Origin of the sequence: uncultured Actinomyces sp. (assembly GCF_963542285.1) — a bacterium.
Lineage (GTDB): Bacteria > Actinomycetota > Actinomycetes > Actinomycetales > Actinomycetaceae > Pauljensenia.
The window spans coordinates 1-17919 of sequence record NZ_CAUTWQ010000022.1 but is presented as its reverse complement, the minus strand read 5'-3'; the positions used below and the strand labels follow the sequence as shown (position 1 = coordinate 17919).

The 17919-nt window shown below is 55.1% G+C and carries 16 protein-coding genes, 1 other RNA gene and 1 pseudogene; 9 read left to right on the top strand and 9 right to left on the bottom strand.

Features of this window, described 5'->3' with window-relative positions; translation table 11 throughout:
- From RW023_RS07895 to lipB, 4 genes and pseudogenes are all read right to left on the bottom strand, one after another.
- A pseudogene (locus RW023_RS07895) lies at positions 1 to 469 on the bottom strand (hypothetical protein); the annotation flags it as partial.
- Between the two features lie 486 nt (positions 470 to 955).
- The gene (locus RW023_RS07890; protein WP_315580673.1) at positions 956 to 2461 is read right to left on the bottom strand and encodes an AMP-binding protein; all 1506 of its coding nucleotides are present in this window, start codon (positions 2459 to 2461) and stop codon (positions 956 to 958) included.
- On the bottom strand, positions 2458 to 3519 hold the full coding sequence (gene lipA / locus RW023_RS07885; protein WP_315580672.1) for a lipoyl synthase: 1062 nt from the start codon (positions 3517 to 3519) through the stop codon (positions 2458 to 2460). Before lipA ends, RW023_RS07890 begins: the two co-directional genes overlap by 4 nt.
- Positions 3516 to 4247, bottom strand: a complete 732-nt coding sequence (gene lipB / locus RW023_RS07880; RefSeq protein ID WP_315580671.1) for a lipoyl(octanoyl) transferase LipB — start codon at positions 4245 to 4247, stop codon at positions 3516 to 3518. The genes lipA and lipB overlap by 4 nt, the downstream gene beginning before the upstream one ends.
- Before the next feature lie 99 nt (positions 4248 to 4346).
- On the opposite strand from lipB, the gene RW023_RS07875 reads away from it, so the two are divergent.
- Positions 4347 to 5192, top strand: coding sequence for a Nif3-like dinuclear metal center hexameric protein (locus RW023_RS07875; RefSeq protein WP_315580670.1), 846 nt, complete (start codon positions 4347 to 4349; stop codon positions 5190 to 5192).
- Positions 5189 to 5917 carry a hypothetical protein gene (locus tag RW023_RS07870; protein WP_315580669.1) on the top strand — a complete coding sequence of 243 codons (729 nt, stop codon included), beginning with the start codon at positions 5189 to 5191 and terminating at the stop codon, positions 5915 to 5917. Before RW023_RS07875 ends, RW023_RS07870 begins: the two co-directional genes overlap by 4 nt.
- A 5-nt stretch (positions 5918 to 5922) precedes the next feature.
- On the opposite strand, the gene RW023_RS07865 is transcribed toward RW023_RS07870, so the two are convergent.
- Positions 5923 to 6744 (bottom strand): peroxide stress protein YaaA, encoded by an 822-nt coding sequence (locus RW023_RS07865; RefSeq protein ID WP_315580668.1) that lies wholly within the window; start codon positions 6742 to 6744, stop codon positions 5923 to 5925.
- A gap of 43 nt (positions 6745 to 6787) precedes the next feature.
- Here RW023_RS07865 and rnpB point away from each other — a divergent pair.
- Positions 6788 to 7139, top strand: an RNA gene (rnpB, locus tag RW023_RS07860) — RNase P RNA component class A.
- Between the two features lie 69 nt (positions 7140 to 7208).
- Here the strand turns inward: rnpB and ppgK are convergent.
- From ppgK to panB, 3 genes are all read right to left on the bottom strand, one after another.
- Complete coding sequence (gene ppgK / locus RW023_RS07855) at positions 7209 to 7961, bottom strand: polyphosphate--glucose phosphotransferase (protein WP_315580667.1); 753 nt, start codon at positions 7959 to 7961, stop codon at positions 7209 to 7211.
- Positions 7962 to 8032: 71 nt separating this feature from the next.
- On the bottom strand, positions 8033 to 8917 hold the full coding sequence (gene map, locus RW023_RS07850) for a type I methionyl aminopeptidase (RefSeq protein ID WP_315580666.1): 885 nt from the start codon (positions 8915 to 8917) through the stop codon (positions 8033 to 8035).
- A 13-nt stretch (positions 8918 to 8930) separates the two neighbouring features.
- Positions 8931 to 9809: a 3-methyl-2-oxobutanoate hydroxymethyltransferase gene (gene panB / locus RW023_RS07845; protein ID WP_315580665.1), complete on the bottom strand. Its 879-nt coding sequence runs from the start codon at positions 9807 to 9809 to the stop codon at positions 8931 to 8933.
- Positions 9810 to 9948: 139 nt separating this feature from the next.
- On the opposite strand from panB, the gene pheS reads away from it, so the two are divergent.
- The 6 genes from pheS (at position 9949) to tyrS (ending at position 17714) form a co-directional block, all read left to right on the top strand.
- Entirely contained in the window at positions 9949 to 11040 is a 1092-nt protein-coding gene (gene pheS, locus RW023_RS07840; RefSeq protein ID WP_315580664.1) for a phenylalanine--tRNA ligase subunit alpha, read from the top strand.
- Position 11041: 1 nt separating this feature from the next.
- Positions 11042 to 13693, top strand: a complete 2652-nt coding sequence (gene pheT, locus RW023_RS07835; protein WP_315580663.1) for a phenylalanine--tRNA ligase subunit beta — start codon at positions 11042 to 11044, stop codon at positions 13691 to 13693.
- A gap of 53 nt (positions 13694 to 13746) precedes the next feature.
- Positions 13747 to 14238: a flavodoxin domain-containing protein gene (locus RW023_RS07830; RefSeq protein WP_315580662.1), complete on the top strand. Its 492-nt coding sequence runs from the start codon at positions 13747 to 13749 to the stop codon at positions 14236 to 14238.
- Between the two features lie 136 nt (positions 14239 to 14374).
- Positions 14375 to 14890 (top strand): arginine repressor, encoded by a 516-nt coding sequence (argR, locus tag RW023_RS07825; protein WP_315580661.1) that lies wholly within the window; start codon positions 14375 to 14377, stop codon positions 14888 to 14890.
- Between the two features lie 120 nt (positions 14891 to 15010).
- Complete coding sequence (locus RW023_RS07820; RefSeq protein WP_315580660.1) at positions 15011 to 16369, top strand: O-antigen ligase family protein; 1359 nt, start codon at positions 15011 to 15013, stop codon at positions 16367 to 16369.
- A gap of 85 nt (positions 16370 to 16454) precedes the next feature.
- Positions 16455 to 17714, top strand: coding sequence for a tyrosine--tRNA ligase (gene tyrS / locus RW023_RS07815; protein WP_315580659.1), 1260 nt, complete (start codon positions 16455 to 16457; stop codon positions 17712 to 17714).
- 24 nt (positions 17715 to 17738) lie between these two features.
- Here tyrS and RW023_RS07810 read toward each other — a convergent pair.
- Positions 17739 to 17919: hypothetical protein (locus tag RW023_RS07810; protein WP_314501268.1), on the bottom strand; the 181-nt coding region annotated here is incomplete at its 5' end.

Genomic DNA, 17919 nt, shown 5'->3' with positions numbered 1-17919 from the left:
TGGGCGGGTGTGGCTTGGTGGAAGACCTCGCGTACTTGCTGGGCGCAGTGGTAGGCGACTTCGACACTGATATGCGCCTCATGTGCCGTGAAGGCTGCACTGTTCGCCGCGCTTGGCCAGCCAGTTCTTGTACACGGTGCCAGACCTTCCTGGGATCAGGTCCAACAGGCGGGCCGTGGGATGGTCCTTCCCGCGAGTGGTCCACGATGCCGGTGAGTTCACGTGGGCCTCGGCGGCGTCGGTCCTGGTGGTGCCACACGTGCTCATCGACTCCCAGTACCTGCACGCCCGTGAAACGGGTGGGGTCATCAGATGCGGCTTGCAGGCACGGCTTGATATGGGACCACACGGTGTTCCACGTAGTTGCCAGTTGTCGAGCCAATCCTGCAATGGTGGCTTCCTCGAAACGTAACTGACGGATCGCCCAGCGAATCGCCCGCATCCCCAGACGCGCCCGGGGTGCGCACACCGAGTAGTTCTACTCAACGAAAGTCACGATCCGGCAGGTGCGTTCACGGCACATCCAGCGTCGTTTAAGCCACCGGATCCTTGCCGGAATCCCGGCCCAGGGGCGTCGATCACCTCCACCACCACACGTCCGTGACCTTGAGCGATCACCCCACAACTCGGGCAGCCAACCAGCTGGTTGCATGACTCAATATCGAGTACCAGAGCTTCTGGGGGTGCGAGCCACACTCATCAGATGGAAACCCTCCAAGTTGACGAGCAGATCACACCGATCAAGCGACACGGAGCAACAGCAGGTAGGGTGAGACACTGCCCGAGGTCCTTGAAGACAGCGGGGGTAGAAGTCCGCTCATCATCAAGGACCTCGACCTCTACCCGCAACCCCCGAGCAACACCCGGTCACCCACACTCAACTCCGAAGAGCCGCTTTATACGTTGTGGGGTGCAGACATCCGTCTGCACCCCACATTTTCTCTACACGTAGCTTTTATTCAAATAACCGCGATACCTGGGAAATATCGACTTTCCCAGTTGTTGTTTGGGGGAGCGCATCGACCCAAACAATACTGCGAGGATGCTGCCAAGGCGCCAAGGCCTCGTTGAGCTCTTCACGTAATTCGTGCAATGACGGGCGCTGATCAGAAGCGGGGATTAAGGCTGCTGCAACGATCTGTCCCCAGATTTCATTCTTCAGTCCGAGTACGCAGCAATCAGTAACTGATTCGAGAGTGCGAAGAGCTTCTTCAACGCGAATGGGGGAGACAAGCTCGCCGCCGGTGTTAATAACCCGTGATGCGCGACCAAGAATGTGAAGGCACATGTCCGAATCGAAAACCCCAACATCTAAGGTTGAAAACCACTCATCTGTGTAGCGTGGCTCGTCACCCCAGTAGCATGCTGCCACCCCGGGACCGCGCACTTCAATGGTCCCGGCCAGCCCGGCCTCGTCAATGGGGTTTCCTTGCGGATCAACTAGGCGCAGCTCAATGTACGGGAAGGGATAACCGATGGCTCCGGGATGACGCTGCCAGGCCTCGGGACTCAGAAAAGTGCCGGCTCCGCCGAGCTCTGTCATCCCCCAAACATGAATAGGGGAAAGCCCGGCCTCGCGCATCTTCGAATAAAGTGATTCGCCCATTGCATCGCCACCTACCAAAGGGTGTGTCCATGAGCTTAAATCCACGTGATTTTCATAAGCTGCGTTCAGCAGCATGTGGCACATAGCGGGTACGACAAACATGATCGAAACCCGCCACTTTTCAATACCTCGTACCACTGAGAGCGGCTGGAAAGAGGAAAAAACAACGACGGTTCCGCCGTGGGTGAAGATATCCATCGAGGTTCCGTTGAAACCCCCGATATGTGACAGCGGTGCAACCACTCCGCAGATTGCAGAGCCAGGGGAATACTCGAAACCATCCCTAAAGCACTGAGATGCCCACCATAGATTTGCATGGCTGAGCTGAGCAGCACGCATTTTCCCTGAGGTGCCGGAGGTGAAAACCAAAGCGGCAGTCTGGTCGTAGCAGCTCAAAGGCTCCCACACGGTGGGGATTTGATTGGCGGTCTCTGATGCGCGTTCTGCAACGAGGGAAATAGGGAGTGCCGAAACGCCGTCAGCGGAATGCCCATCGGTGCTGATGATCAGTGCGGGGGATACGAGCTCGTAAATTTCTTGCCGTTGCTTGTAAGGAAGCAATGGTGAGAGGGGGACAGTGACCGCATGGATCCACGATGCTGCTGCGTGAACAATGAAGTGCCAGATGCTATTTGGAGCGCACACAACGATGCGGTCTTCGGCCCCAATTCCTAGGGAATGAAAATACCATGCGAGTCCGCGGGTGAGCCTCGCGCTTTCTTCGACCGTCAGGCTGCGTCCGCTTGAAGCATCAATCAGACTTGGGCGATCTGGATGTTGATGCGCGGCGGCAAGTAGTGCATGAGCGGGAGAGAGATTGGGAGTCCTTGCACCGCTCGTTTCTTGCGCTGTCATTGCGCAGACTGTGCGGCAGCCATTGAACGATGGAGTTCCTGTCGCTTCTTCAAACGGTCGAGCACCGATCCAGCTTCTTGCAGGGTTGATCCCGAGTTTTCAATGTGTGCTAGATGTGCGGGGATCTCAAAGCCTCGGGCGCGCATTCCCTTTGCCCACAACAAGCCAGCACGGTACGACGAACGCACGAGTGGGCCTGCCATGACTCCGGCAAAGCCCATTGCCTCAGCTTCGGCAGAAAGCTCGATGAATTCTTCTGGGTGCACCCAACGGTCGATCGGGTGATGCAGGGGAGAGGGGCGCAAATACTGCGTGAGCGTGAGAAGATCGCAGCCGGATTCATGAAGGTCATGCATGGCTTCGATGATCTCTTCACGGGTCTCACCCATACCAAGAATCAGATTCGATTTGGTGACCATTCCGCCATCGTGAGCGCGCTGGATCATCGCGAGGGAACGCTCGTAACGGAAAGCTGGGCGAATTTTCTTAAAGATTCGTGGGACAGTTTCAAGGTTGTGGGCAAAAACTTGTGGTGCAGCTTCAATGACCATGTCGATGGCCTCGTTCGAGCCACGGAAGTCGTCGACGAGTAACTCAATACCAGTACCCGGGCTCTTGGCGCGGATTTGGCGTGTTGTCTCTGCGTAGAGCCATGCTGCGCCATCGGGAAGGTCGTCTCGGGTGACGCCGGTGATGGTTGCATAGCGAAGTCCCATCTGTGCGACCGATTCAGCGATACGTCGTGGCTCATCGCGGTCGTATTCAGTGGGGCGACCGGTGGCGATATCGCAAAAATCGCAGCGGCGGGTGCAGATTGCGCCACCGAGCAGGAAGGTTGCTTCACGGTCTTCCCAACATTCGTAAATATTGGGGCAGCCAGCCTCTGCACACACCGTGTGTAGCCCTGCGCCGCGTGCAAGCGAACGCATGTCTTGGTAGTTCTCACCCGCGCGAGCGGTTGTACGAATCCATTCGGGCTTATTCTCAATGGGGGTTTGTGCGTTGCGAACTTCAACGCGCAGCAGCTTGCGTCCTTCGGGATCAGGCAGGGTGCTCATTGCGTGGGTCCTTCCGACTGTGATTCCGACGAGGCCGTCGGTGCGAATGCGCCAGCGGGGGCTTCCTCCCAGTGGATTGGCCCCGGGCGCGTAGCTAATTGAGGGGTAATGGACTGGATCAGATGGGGGACAAGCAGATGGGCAGCATGAGGCACATCTGAGTAGATACCCTCCCATGAGAGTGAAGCAACGTCGGCATCAGTTAAGCCGCAAGGAATAATCCCGCTAAAGGCATGTGTAGGATCGATCGCCACGTTCAGGGCGATTCCGTGCATGGTGGCGCCGCGTGCAACTTTGAGGCCGATCGCGCAAATCTTTCGATCTCTGCCTTGAGATCCGCGCAGCCAGACTCCGGCTCTTCCTTCGATTCGTTCGACGGGAAGTCCCCACTCTTTTCGTAGGGTTTGAAGAACACCATTTTCTACGCTTCGGATCCAAGCGTAGAGGTCCACTGGTTCTCGCAAGCGAACAATCGGGTAGATAACAACTTGTCCGGGGCCATGCCAGGTTGCGGATCCTGCCCTGTCGACGTGGATGATGGGCACAGTCGAGTCCGGGATATCTTCGGGCTTCGTATGGCGTCCCGCAGTCCACGCGGGTGCGAACTCCGCGACGATCAGAGTGTCTTCGGCCTGCCCTGAGGCCACTTGGTCGTGAAGAGTATGTTGGAAGTCATTCACGGCCGAATAATCGGTGAGTCCGCTGGGGATGAGGTTTAAAATCCGCACCCCTCAATTTTAGTTGTGGGTAATTCGCGTGTCTTGGTTAGCGAGTGGGACATTCGTCCTATCGATGTGACCTGTCAGTCACCCAGCTACACTAAAGCTATGACGAAGTGGAGTGTTGGTGACGTTCGTTCGCTCATGAATCATTGGTATCCGCCCGAAAGTGCCCATGGATGGGACAAGGTCGGATTAATTACCGGAGCGCCACAGGCCGAGGTTGATCGAATTCTTCTCGCACTCGATCCCACGCAGGCAGTGGTCCAGGAAGCTCTGCAGTGGGGTGCAAATATGATCATCACGCACCACCCCTTGCTGCTTAGAGGGGCATCCTTCCTCAATCAAGAGAGCGCGAAGGGACGAATCATCTCCGCGCTCAATCGCCATGAAATTGCGCTTTTTAATGCTCATACCAATGGCGACGTCGCACAAGATGGCGTTGCGCAGGCCTGTGCGCAGGCACTGGAATTGAGCGATATTGAAGTACTTTCACCCGAAGGTGTGAATGCTGATGGCCAAGCGATAGGTTTGGGAAGGATCGGCTCCATCAAGCCAACAACTTTGCGAGAGTTCGCTTATACGGTTGCGCGGGTAATGCCGAAAGGGCCAACGGGCCTCTTGGTCGGAGGAGAACTTGACGCTCTGGTTCGACGTGTGGCGGTCAGTCCAGGTGCTGGAGACTCGATGTTTGATGCCGCACGTGCCAGTGATGCTGACGTTTTTATCACCGCTGATTTACGTCATCATCCCGCCAGTGAATTCCTTGAAGATGGTGGCTGCAGTCTGATTTGTGCCAGCCATTGGGCAACAGAAAGCCTGTGGCTTCCTGTCCTTGCGCAGAAACTGAGGGAAGAAGCACGCCGCTTGGCTATCACCTGCGACGTGAAAGTCTCTACCATTGTCACAGAACCTTGGAGCCTACATCTGGATACGGAGGGAAGTTACCTGTGAAAGCACCTCATCCTCAGCAACTTGTCCTACTTGAGCTACAAAAGCTGGACCAGAAAGAATCTGCCCTGCGCCACCGTCGTCAGGCTCACCCCGCGCATGAGACAGTTCGAGAGCTTGCTGGACGTCTTGCTGACTTGCAACGCGCTGCGGTAACGCAAGGAGCCGTCATTTCAGACTGTGAACGTGAGGTTGCCCGGATCGAGGATGAGATCCAACGTGTCAAGGCTCGTCGGGATCGCCAGAACGAGCGTATCGAAAAGAACCAGGTTCCCCTGCGCGATATTAATTCGATGCAACATGAAATCGCTCAGATGGATTCTCGTATTGCCCGTCTAGAAGAAGAACAGCTCGCTGCTGAAGAGCGCACGGAATCAGCACGTGCCGCCCGTGAGCAGATGAATGCGGAAGCTCAGGCTATTGAGGCGGATATCCAAGCAACTAAGTCCCGCTTCCTTGAAGAGGTTGCTCAGCTTGATAACGAGCTTCGTGGCGTGATTGCCCAGCGTCGTGAACGTGCTGGTCAGATTGATCCCGAGCTTCTTGACGAATATGAGAGCGCACGTTCAAAGAATGGGGCGCTCGCGGTGATCGAAGTTCGCGATGGGAACCCAATGGGTTTCGCAGAGCTATCTCCTATGGAGCTTGAGCGTATTCGCCTCACTCCCGCCGATGAACTCTACTTTGCCGAGGAAACCGGTCAGATTGTCGTGAGGACCCGAGCCTAGATCTTTCAGTCCTCGACTGTCACCAGTGTGAGGGTGCGCGTACTGCCTCCTTGGGAGGTAGTTTTTGCGGGCGAGACTTCGATTTCTTTCACATGGCTTATGGCACCGCGTGCATCGCTAGATTGTAGCGTTGGTGTTACTTCGGCTAAAGCATCTTCCAAATCGCTAGTGTTCTCAATCCCACTGCATCGCGAAGCTAGTGCTCCGCTGAGCATTCCGCGCCATTTTTTTGCGTTGTGAGAGACAACGGATCGTTTACCGTTTCGCAGGCGCTCGACACGAACTTCCCACAGGTGTGCCCATGGGGCGAGGCAAGCCTGTTTGTAGTCACTGGAGCGGCAATCAAGAATGAGCTTTTCAGAATGATCTTCCGCAAGTGCCCTCCCCAGGACTGGTTTCCACAAGGTGGTGACATTTCCAAGCGTGGGGAGCTTTGTTCCCATTGCAAGGCGGTGCAAAGGAATGAGGTCTGTTGGCTTGAGAGCACCAAATAGTCCTGAGAAGATCGTGATGTGTTGGCTTCCTTTCCCTGTCCATGCGTCGGGTTCCTGGGCGGAAAGGGCATCGAATAGCACGCCGTTAAAGACTTCCGAGGCAGGTGCGCAGGCTTGGGACATCAGCGTTTGGTTGGCCTCAATTTCTGCTGAGTGACGAAAACTCGCATGGAAAATCTGCTGTGCTTGTTCTTCATCGGTGATCTGTGCACAGGCCTCGATGATCTCTTTGCGCGTATCAGTTAGAGAGGGGAAAGAGAGTGCTGAGAGGTTAAGAGATGGACCTTCTCCAGGCGCGTTCTTTCCTTCGGATGGGGGTAGCCAAATTTCCACGCCTCCACACTAGTGGGAAACGCGCTAAAATTCCCTGTGCATGTCAGTCGGCTGGGCGGCCGCGCGACTTTTGTCTCGAGGAACGTCCGGGCTCCACAGGGCAGGATGGTGGCTAACAGCCACCCGAGGTGACTCGCGGGCTAGTGCCACAGAAAACAAACCGCTGCGTAGAGCAGTAAGGGTGAAACGGTGAGGTAAGAGCTCACCAGCGATACGGGTGACCGCATCGGCTAGGTAAACCCCATCCGGAGCAAGACCGAGCAGCAGACGTTAAGAGGTGCCCCTTCGTTGTCTGCGGGTAGGTTGCTTGAGACCATCGGCAACGGTGGTCCTAGATAGATGGTCGCCACTACGAATATGTAGAACAGAACCCGGCGTACAGGTCGGCTGTGATGTAGGTGTGGCCGCTCGCTAATCCGAGCGGCCACACCTTTTAGTTTATTTGCCAGTCGATGAGTGCCCGTCTACTTATGAGCCTCACGTGCGGCCTCGTAAGCCGCACCGACAATACCGGCGGTATTACGTAGCTTTGCGGGGACAGTGGGGGTGCGGAGGTTCAGCAAGGGGAGGAACTTCTCGTGATTAGCGCTCACTCCGCCTCCGATAACGAAAAGGTCGGGGGAGAAGAGCATCTCAACGTGCGAGTAGTAGCGCTGGAGGCGCCCCGCCCATGTGACCCAATCCAGTTTCTGAGCGGTCTTCTGGCCTGCAGAAGCCTGGGTCTCAGCATCGTGACCGTCAATCTCAAGGTGACCGAGTTCCGAATTCGGAAGTAAGACACCATCATTGATAATTGCCGATCCGATTCCTGTTCCAAGGGTCGTAACAATGACAACTCCAGGAACATCTTTAGCGGCACCGTAGATCGCTTCACCCAGTCCGGCGGCATCAGCATCGTTCAGAGCAAAAATGGTGCGTCCCAAGTGGCGATCCATGAGTTCGACAACATCGATTCCTGCCCATGTTGGATCAAGGTTCGCCATAAAAGGAACTCGTCCATGAATAATTGGCGCAGGGAAGGTGATTCCGACGGGGATATCATCGGTGACGCCAAGCTGGTGTAGAAGTTCACCGCAGACCTGTGCGACTGAATCGGGAGTCGCTGGGCTCGGGGTTTCGATCACTACGCTTTCACAGGAGTAGGTGCCTGTTTCAAGATCGACAAGGGCACCCTTGACACCTGAACCGCCAATATCAATTCCACATGCAAGTGTCATGTCGTTCTCCTTCGAAAGCTGTTTCTCTAAGGATAACCGTCTTTATCGGATCGTTAAAATTCACCAGAGAATTATGGAAGCGTCAGGATTTCAGCGCCGTTTTCTGTGACAACGATTGTGTGTTCGAACTGTGCAGAGCGACCACGATCTTTTGTCACGACTGTCCACTGATCATCCCATTGTTCCCATTCAACTCCACCCAGATTCAGCATGGGCTCAATGGTGAAAACCATGCCTTCTTCCATGATCTCGCTGTGTGCGGGAGCAGTGTCGTAGTGGGGGACAATCAAACCTGAGTGAAAGGCCTCGCCGACACCGTGTCCGGTGTAGTCACGAACAACACCGTAGTTAAAACGATGTGCGTAGGATTCAATGACCCTGCCAATGACATTGATCTCTCGACCAGGGCGAACAGCCTTGATGCCGCGCATCATTGCTTCACGTGTACGTTCGATCAATAGATGGGACTCTTCATCAACGGTCCCAACTTCGAACATCGCGCATGTATCTCCATGCACGCCGTCGTAATAAGCGGTGATGTCGACATTGATAATGTCGCCATCTTCAAGGGGACGATCATCGGGGATGCCGTGGCAGATTACTTCGTTGATTGAGGTGCACAGGGACTTCGGAAATCCCATGTACCCCAAGCAAGAAGGGTAGGCATCGCGCGAGATAATGAAGTCGTGGCCAATACGATCCAACTCGTCAGTGGTGACCCCAGGACGAATTGCTTCTCCCACTGCTTGGAGTGCCTGTGCTGCGATTTGGCCGGCTTTACGAATTTTCTCAATGGTTTCAGGCGTCTTGATATCAGAGGCAGTAATTACTTCTGGACCCGAGTGGTACATGTATTCCGGACGATCAATGTGTGCCGGGACAGGGCGACGCGGAGAAATTTTCCCAGGTTTGAGATTGCCAAGCGGGGCTCGCTCGGCACCACTTGAGTGCGGCATTGCGGTGTAGTCCTTAGTTTGTTCGGTAGTTCTCGGAGGAGGGAAATGAGCCGTCGCGGACACAGGAGATATAGCTTTGTGTTGCGGAGTGAAGCTCTTGACCGATCTGCGCGAAACGGCGTGCGAAGGAAGGTGACCACGAGGTCATTCCGGCCATATCCGACCAGACCAAAACCTGTCCGTCGGTGTGAGGACCCGCGCCGATTCCAATCGTAATGATCGAAAGCTCTTGACTCAGTTGAGTGGCGATCGGTTCAGGGACCATTTCAAAGACCACTGCGAAAGCGCCTGCGTTAGCTAATGCATGGGCATCGCGTGCAAGTTTCTGTGCGCCTTCACCGCGTCCTTGAACGCGAGGCCCACCCAAAGCGTTTTCAGATTGAGGGGTGTAGCCCAGGTGCGCCACGACCGGAATACCTGCTTCGGTTAAGAGCTTGACGGTGTCGGCGCGCTGTGCACCGCCCTCGAGCTTGACAGCGTGTGCACCTGCCTTCATCAGGCGGACCGCGTTTGTTAGGGCGTGGGCGGGGGAGGCCTCGTAACTGCCAAAGGGGAGGTCCGCAACGATAAAAGCGCGTTTACTTGCCCGGGCAACGGACGAAGTGGCGCGTTCCATGTCCTCGATAGTGACCGGAAGGGTCGAGGAGTAGCCCAGAACAACATTGCCCAGCGAATCTCCGACCAAGATCATATCGATCCCGGCCTGATCAAAAATCGAGGCAGTGAGTGCGTCATAGGCCGTTAACATCGAAATCTTGACGCCCTGCTCTTTTGCTGCCTGAAGGTGCTGGATGCGAATCCGCTTCTTATCCAGAGGTCCTTGGGAAGTGGGAGAAGGGGAGTGCGAAGCATCTATGCGAGGCACTGAATCGTCAGCGAGGTAACCCGTCATTCTTTTCCTTTCGTCGCCCTATGAGCCTAGTCCGCACTACGGCTTCGTTCCAGCCAGAAGAAGCTGTTGACCTACAATGAAGGAAACCCTCGTATTTTCACGAGGAAAAATGCTGACACCAATCATAGGAGAGTAGGACATGACCGGCACCGCTGGTGGCCTCAATCCCTTGGATGAGCAGGCAATTGAAGAGCTCGTTACTCAAGCGACTTCAGCTATTGCTCATACCGAAACCCTCGATGAATTGAAGGCAGTTCGCCTGGAATTTATGGGAGACTCAGCTGCTCTCGTCCAGGCAAACCGCGGAATCGGGCAATTGGAGCCGAAAGATCGAGGCGTTGCTGGTCGTCTTCTAGGAGGTGCCCGCTCGCGCATTACCCAGGCATTGGATGAGCGTCAGGAGCTTTTGCAGGAACGCCATGACGCGCAGGTTTTGGTGAGCGAAGCTGTCGACGTTACCATTCCCACCGCGCGCGAGCGTCAAGGTGCACGTCATCCCCTGGAAACGATCATGGAAGAGATTTCGGATTTCTTCGTCGGAATGGGATGGCAGATTGCAGAGGGACCGGAAATTGAACACGAGTGGTTCAACTTCGACTCTTTGAATTTCGATATCGATCACCCCGCGCGTCAGATGCAGGACACGCTCTACATTGATGGACGCAGCGTCGGTGGTGAAAATGAAGAAGATGGCCACTTGGTGATGCGAACCCACACATCGCCCGTGCAATCGCGTTCGATTCTTTCTCGAGGCGTCCCTCTGTACATGGCATGCCCCGGTAAGGTTTTCCGTTCCGACGCGCTGGATGCGACGCATACCCCCGTCTTCCACCAAGTTGAAGGACTGGCGATTGATCGCGGTCTGACGATGGCGCATCTTAAGGGCGTTCTTGACCACTTTGCACGCCATATGTTCGGCCCTGATGCGAAGACGCGTTTGCGTCCGTCGTTCTTCCCCTTCACCGAACCCAGTGCGGAGATGGATTTGTGGTTCCCGCAAAAGAAGGGCGGAGCCGGCTGGATCGAATGGGGTGGTTGTGGAATGGTCAACCCCAATGTTCTACGCGCGACCGGGATCGATCCCGAAATCTATACGGGTATTGCCTTCGGTGTTGGTGTTGAACGAACCCTGATGCTGCGAGACGGTATTGCAGACATGCATGACATTGTCGAGGGCGATGTGCGTTTCTCCGAGCAATTCGGTGTTAACGGAATGGGAAGGGGTAACTGACATGCCAATGGTTCCAATGAGCTGGCTGCGTGACTATGTCGATGCAGATCCGGCGATGACCACCGAGGAGCTCGCAGCCGCCCTGGTTCGTGTCGGGCTTGAGGAAGAGACTATTCACCCGGCTCGTGTCAGCGGTCCCCTTGTCGTCGGTCGTGTTCTGACGCGCGATGAGTTCGAAGCCTCGAATGGCAAGCTCGTGAATTACTGCCGTGTCGATGTTGGGGAGCACAATGACGCTCCCGGCACGGGTAAAGAACCTAGTGATCTCCCATCACGTGGCATTATTTGTGGTGCGCACAATTTCGAGGTCGGCGACTATGTGGTTGTCTCACTTCCGGGTGCGGTTCTTCCCGGACCTTTTGAGATTGCTGCACGAAAGACCTATGGCCATGTTTCTGATGGCATGATGTGCTCGGCGCGCGAACTTGGCTTGGGCGAAGACCATAACGGCATCATCATCTTGCAGAAGGATTTCCCCGACGCAGAGCTGCCCGCTGTTGGCCACAGCGTCATTTCCTTCCTCGGCTTGGGCGAAGAGGTTTTGGAAATTAACGTTACTCCGGACCGTGGGTACTGCTTCTCTATGCGAGGCGTCGCTCGTGAGTTCTCACATTCGACGGGTTCGCTTTTCCGTGACCCGGGTCTTGTCGGCACTCTTGTTGAGTCCGTTCCCGAGGCGAACGAGGCCGGGTTCCCCGTTGTTGTTGCTGACGATGCTCCCATCCACGGGCGCGTGGGTGCGGACCGCTTTGTGACTCGGATCGTGCGCGGGGTCAACCCTGCAGCTCCCACGCCTCGTTGGATGGTTGAACGCCTTGAAATGGCGGGAATGCGTTCGCTTTCCTTGGCAGTGGATATCACCAATTACGTGATGCTTGACCTTGGGCAGCCAATGCACGCCTACGATCTTGCCGCTCTTGAAGCTCCGATTGTTGTCCGTCGCGCACGTTCGGGTGAAGAACTGACGACTCTGGATGAAGTTACACGTTCCTTGGATCCCGAAGATTTGGTGATTTCTGATTCGCCTAGTGGTGAGGAAGGTTCACGCCTTCTGGGGATCGCCGGTGTGATGGGCGGTGCCTATTCTGAGGTCGAGGAGTCGACGACTGACATCCTTCTCGAGGCCGCGCATTTTGATGCGGTTTCGGTTGCTCGTTCTTCGCGCCGTCACAAGCTGCACTCTGAGGCAGCGAAGCGTTTTGAGCGTGGAACTGACCCGCTCCTTCCTGCGATTGCTGCGCAGCGCGCTGTTGACCTGCTTGTTCAATACGGTGGCGGAGAAGCTGATCCTGCAGTTTTTGATCTCAACACCTTGCCAGCGCCGACGAGCTATGAGTTTGCATTGAGCGATGCTGAGCGTCTGACTGGTGTTTCCTACGCTCCCGAGCGTGTGTGTGAGTTGCTTGAGCAGGTCGGATGTGTCCTTGAGGATGTTGATGGGCAGCGCGTTCGCGTGACTCCTCCTTCATGGCGGCCTGATCTCACGGGTTCTGCACACTTCGTGGAAGAGATTGCGCGTTTGGATGGCTACGACCGTATTCCCTCGGTTTTGCCGACGGCCCCTGCAGGTACTGGTTTGACTACTGCCCAGCGCGCACGTCGTTTGGTGGCCCAGGGGCTGGCTCACGCTGGTCTTACCGAGGTGGAAAGTTATCCCTTCGTTTCAGACTCTTTCGATAAGCAGGGCCTGAATGCGGGTGACCCTCGACGTCGTGCTGTGAAGCTGCGTAATCCACTTGCCGATGATGCGCCCCTGCTCCGCACTTCGGTTCTGGATACCTTGCTGGATACCGCAGCACGCAACTGGGCTCGCGGTATCCCTTCGGTTGCGATTTTCGAGATCGCGAAGGTTGTTCGCCCCGAGGGTGTTGTTCCCACCGGTTTGATTTCTGCTGAGCAGCGTCCCAGTGACGAGCAACTTGCCGCACTTGAAGCGGGGACTCCTTCCCAGCCGTGGCACGTTGGTGCAGTACTCGCTGGTAATGCCCATCCCGCGGGAATTCTTGATTCTCAACGTAATTTCGATTGGGCAGACGCGGTCGAGGTTGCACGCTCAATCTGCGATCAGTTGGGAGTGCGCGTCGAGGTGACGCGTGCTTGGCTTGCCGAACCGTCAACGCTTAAGGGGCCTCGACTTCCCGAGGCTGCAACGGATCCCGCTGAGGTCGCTCCTTGGCACCCGGGGCGGGTTGCTCGTATTTTCGCCCGTGAGGGTAAAGATTGTGTCGAACTTGCCCTCGCTGGTGAGCTCTCACCGAAGGCGTGTAAGGCTTTTGGACTTCCTACACGAGCCTGCGCCCTTGAGCTTGACGTCGATGCATTGATCTCTGTGATGAGCGATGAACCCATGCAGGTAAAGCCTGTCTCAACATATCCCGCTGCGAAGGAAGACCTTGCACTGGTTGTTCCGACGAGCGTCCCTGTATCACGTGTTGAGCAGGTCATTCGCCAGGCTGCGGGTGCGTTGATCGAAGATCTGGTCCTCTTTGATATTTACGAGGGTGACCAGGTTCCTGAAGGTTTCCGTTCTCTTGCCTTCTCTGTGCGCCTCCGCGCTGGCGATCACACCTTGACTCCGGATGAGGTGCAGAAAGTTCGTGCTGACATCGTCAGCAAGACAGGAAAGGTTCTTGGGGCAACGCTGCGCGGATGATCGAGTTTCCACTTGCTAGGATTAATGTGGTTATAGGCGCGAAGGAGTAGTTCATGAAGGTTTTAGTAACAGCAGCTTCACATCACGGTGCAACCATCGAAGTTGCGGATGCGATTGCACGCCATCTAACCAGCGATGGCTTTGAAGTTGTCTGCAAGTCCCCCGAAGAGGTTGACTCACTTGATGGCTTTGATGCAGTGATCTGCGGATCTGCTGTGTACATGACTCAGTGGCTGCCTGAAGCTCACGACTTTATGGAACGTTTTGCTCAGCAGCTTCACAAGCTACCCGTGTGGGCCTTCTCCGTTGGTATGAATGGCGTTCCCAAGCATGTCCCGCAAGATCCCAGCAGGATCGGTCCTGTGCTGACCCGTGTCGACGCAAAGGAACTGCGTTCCTTTGCTGGACGATATGATCCTTCAATCTTGTCGCTGCGTGAGCGCGCTATTGTTCGGCTTGCAGGTGCTGTTGAAGGCGATTTCCGCGATTGGAGTGCGATTGATCAGTGGGCAGAATCGATTGCACAGCAGCTAAAGCAGGACTGAGGTATCGCTGACTCCTGCATCGCTGAGGAAACGGGCCGTGTGCGCGAAGATTTTCGCACACGGCCCGTTTCTCGCTTACACTGGTGCAACGGGAGTGGAGTCAATGTCGATTCACGGACGTAGTTAAGGGGTTTTGATGTCATCTGAAGCGACACCTCAGACGAAGGCTGGCCGCCACGCGGCGATTCGAAATCTTTTGGTCTCCCAAACCATTAGTTCGCAAGAACAGCTTCGCAGTGCATTGGGCAGTCAGGGAATTGAAGTCACTCAGGCCACCCTTTCGCGCGATCTCATGGAAATGCGAGCAACGAAGATGCGCGATCGTAGTGGGACGCTGATTTACTCGGTTCCCAATGCTGATGGTTCACAATCCCATGAGGCTGAAGCCAGTGTTGAACGCCTTCAACGGTGGCTTCAAACTCTTCTGGTCACGTCAACGTGCGTGGGAAATCAATTAGTTTTGCGCACTCTTGTTGGAGCAGCGAACCTTCTAGGTTCTGCTCTTGATGTTGCACGCATTGACGATGTTGTTGGAACGATTGCGGGTGACGACACCGTCTTGATTATCTGCACCAGTGCTCAAGGTGCCCTTAATGCTCAGGACTACCTGACATCCTTGGCTGGGGGAGGAACTCACACGAGTACACTCTAAGAACGATCGATTCTTAAGTTTTTATCAAACACAGCCGTGCCCGCTAGCCTGTCGCTAGCGGGCACGGCTTCTTGCCGCTATTCTCCCTACTAGAATTTCTTTCTGTCTTTGAGGACATGCGTGAATACAACAGTTAGCTCTCGAGCCGAGTCGCTGCTGCCCATTGCGGGGGTCGCGATTTTCTTCTTGGCCTTTGCTGGTCAAGGGGTTCGTAACATATTCGGTTGGCTCGGTTTTGGCATCATCACCGCTTTGGTGTTGCTCGCATGCTGGGTCGTGTTTTTTCTTGCCGGACGACGCGTGACCTTGCGAAGGATTTCGCTGTCTGTTTCATCCTTCATCGTGCTCTGCTGTCTGTCGGTGATTTGGAGCCAGTACCGTCTTGAAACTTTCGCCTCAGCTCTGATCACTCTTGCAACAAGCTCGGCGGGGATACTTGTAGCAATTGCTTTCCCGCTTCGACAGATGCTGAAAGTATTCATGGATGCGATGAAGATCGTCGTTGTTCTGTCGTATGTTCTAGAGCTATGGGTCTCGCTCTTCGTTGGTCATCGAATTCCTCCCATGTATATGCGCCATTGGAAAGAAGTTCCAGAGCTCTATTACTGGATCAATGACTCCCTGTTCAGGGGAGGGCCGATTCAAGGTTTCGTGGGAAACCGCAATCCTTTAGCGTTTATTGCGCTCTTGCTACTTCTCTGCGTGCTTGTCTTTTGGATTCAGGATCGGAATCAGCACATTCGCAATTTACTGTGGGTGTGTGCCTGCGTTGGCATTCTTATTCTCACTGGTTCAGCAACGGTGTTCGTTGCCATGCTGGTTTCCCTCAGTGCGCTCGTCTTCCTTTTGATCATCCGTCATCTCGGATACTATGAACGGCGTTTCGCTGTTCGTGTGGCTTTGACCGCTGCGGCCAGTTTCCTGTTGGTCGCTGTTGTGATGAAGGATCAAGTAACCGAGATATTGGGACGCAGTTCTGATATGACCGGGCGCGGTGTTATTTGGGCGAAGCTTTTGGAATTGTGGGCCGAGCACCCCCTTCTTGGCTGGGGATGGGTTGTGATGTGGCCTCCGTGGTTGCCTCTGTTCAAGAACCTTGTTGTTCGTCCAGACGGTACGCCTACGATGCAGGCGCATAACTCTTACATCGAGGCGCTATTCCAGACTGGCATTGTTGGGCTTATGCTCTTGGCCTTTGCGGTGTTGTGGGTCATGATTCGTATCTTCCGTGTTGCCCTCCGCGATCTTGAGAGCGATTTGATCCCAGTCCTCGCCGCTGTTCTTATGCTCGCGATGTTCGTCCAGTCATTCACCGAGTCTCGTTTGCTCACCGAGGGTAACTGGGTTCTTTTCGTTGCTTTTGCTACCTGGCTGAAGGTCCGCGCAGAATCAATTGACTTTCACCCGCCTCGACGTGGGGACGAGGCCTCCCGTCAGCTAGGTGCTGCCGGCTACGCAGATCGATCTGCGGCCTCGTGAGACACAATTAAGACGCGTCTTTTAAGGCGAGTCTTTTCCCGTACACTGTATTGCGCACGTATTCCAACAAGAAGAAGGTATTTCCGTGACCGATATTATTGACGACCTCCAATGGCGTGGTCTGATTGCTCAGCACACTGATCTTGATGCACTTCGTGCTCACTTTGCGCAGGGCCCGGTCACTTTCTATTGCGGTTATGATCCGACAGCTCCTTCACTTCACCATGGTCACCTTGTTCAGCTGATTGTTATGCGTCACCTGCAACTCGCGGGACACCGTCCGCTTGCACTCGTGGGTGGCGCAACGGGCCAGATTGGCGATCCGCGTCAAAGTGGTGAGCGCCAACTCCAGCCCACCGAAGTTGTTCAAGGCTGGGCAGATCGCTTGCGTGCGCAGATTTCTCGTTTTCTTGACTTCGAGGGCCCCGCAGCAGCGCGAATGGTGAACAACCTCGATTGGACGCAAGAGATGAGCGCTATTGATCTTTTGCGCGGAATCGGTAAGTACTTCCGTGTTGGCACCATGCTTAACAAGGATATTGTTGCGCGCCGTATTGCCTCCGACGAGGGGATCTCCTACACGGAATTCTCGTACCAGATCCTTCAGGCAAATGACTACCTTGAACTTTTCCGTCGCTATGGTTGCACCCTTGAGACCGGCGGAAATGATCAGTGGGGCAATATGGTTGGTGGCGTCGATCTTATTCATAAGATCGAAGGTGCCGATACCCATGTGATGACGACGCCCATTATTACTAAGGCCGACGGAACCAAGTTTGGCAAGTCCGAGGGTGGTGCGATCTGGCTCGATCCTGAGATGATGAGCCCCTACGCCTTCTACCAGTTCTGGTTGCAGGTTGCCGACGACGATGTGGTTCGTTTTCTGAAGATCTTCACTTTCCTCTCACGCGAAGAGATTGAGGCCCTTGAGGTTGAGGTCGCTGAGCGCCCGCATCAGCGTGCCGCACAGAAAGCATTGGCCGCTAGCGTCACTGCGTTGGTCCACGGTCAAGACGAACTTGAGCGTGTGCAGGCTGCGACCGAGGCGCTGTGGGGAACTGGTGATCTTTCGTCGATTGACGAGGCCACTCTGGCTGCGGCAACCAGTGACCTTCCGCGTGCGGAACTTCAGTTGGGGGCGACTCTTGTTGACGCTCTTGTAGAGACCGGCCTTGAGAAGGGACGCAGTGCTGCGCGTCGCACCCTCGCGGGTGGCGGAGCCTACGTCAATAAGGTCAAGGTAGAAGACGAAGAGGCAGTTTTGAGTGCTGATGATCTGCTTGCTGGCGGGTTGGTTTTGATCCGTAAAGGCCGCAGGAATCTGGCTGTAGTTGCTGTCCGATGAGTCGTTTTAAAGGTGTGCTCGTCGTCATAGTGTTTTGATTTGACGACGAGCCTCTAAACGGCCTAATCTATAACTCGTTGCGCTGAGGGCGACGGAAACGTTGCAAAGCGCGAAAGCCCCTTTGAGATTCATCCTCGGGTGAATTGCAAATGTGGGGGTGTTGTTTGTGAACTCGATAGTGTGTTTGTTTTTGTTTTTATGCCTG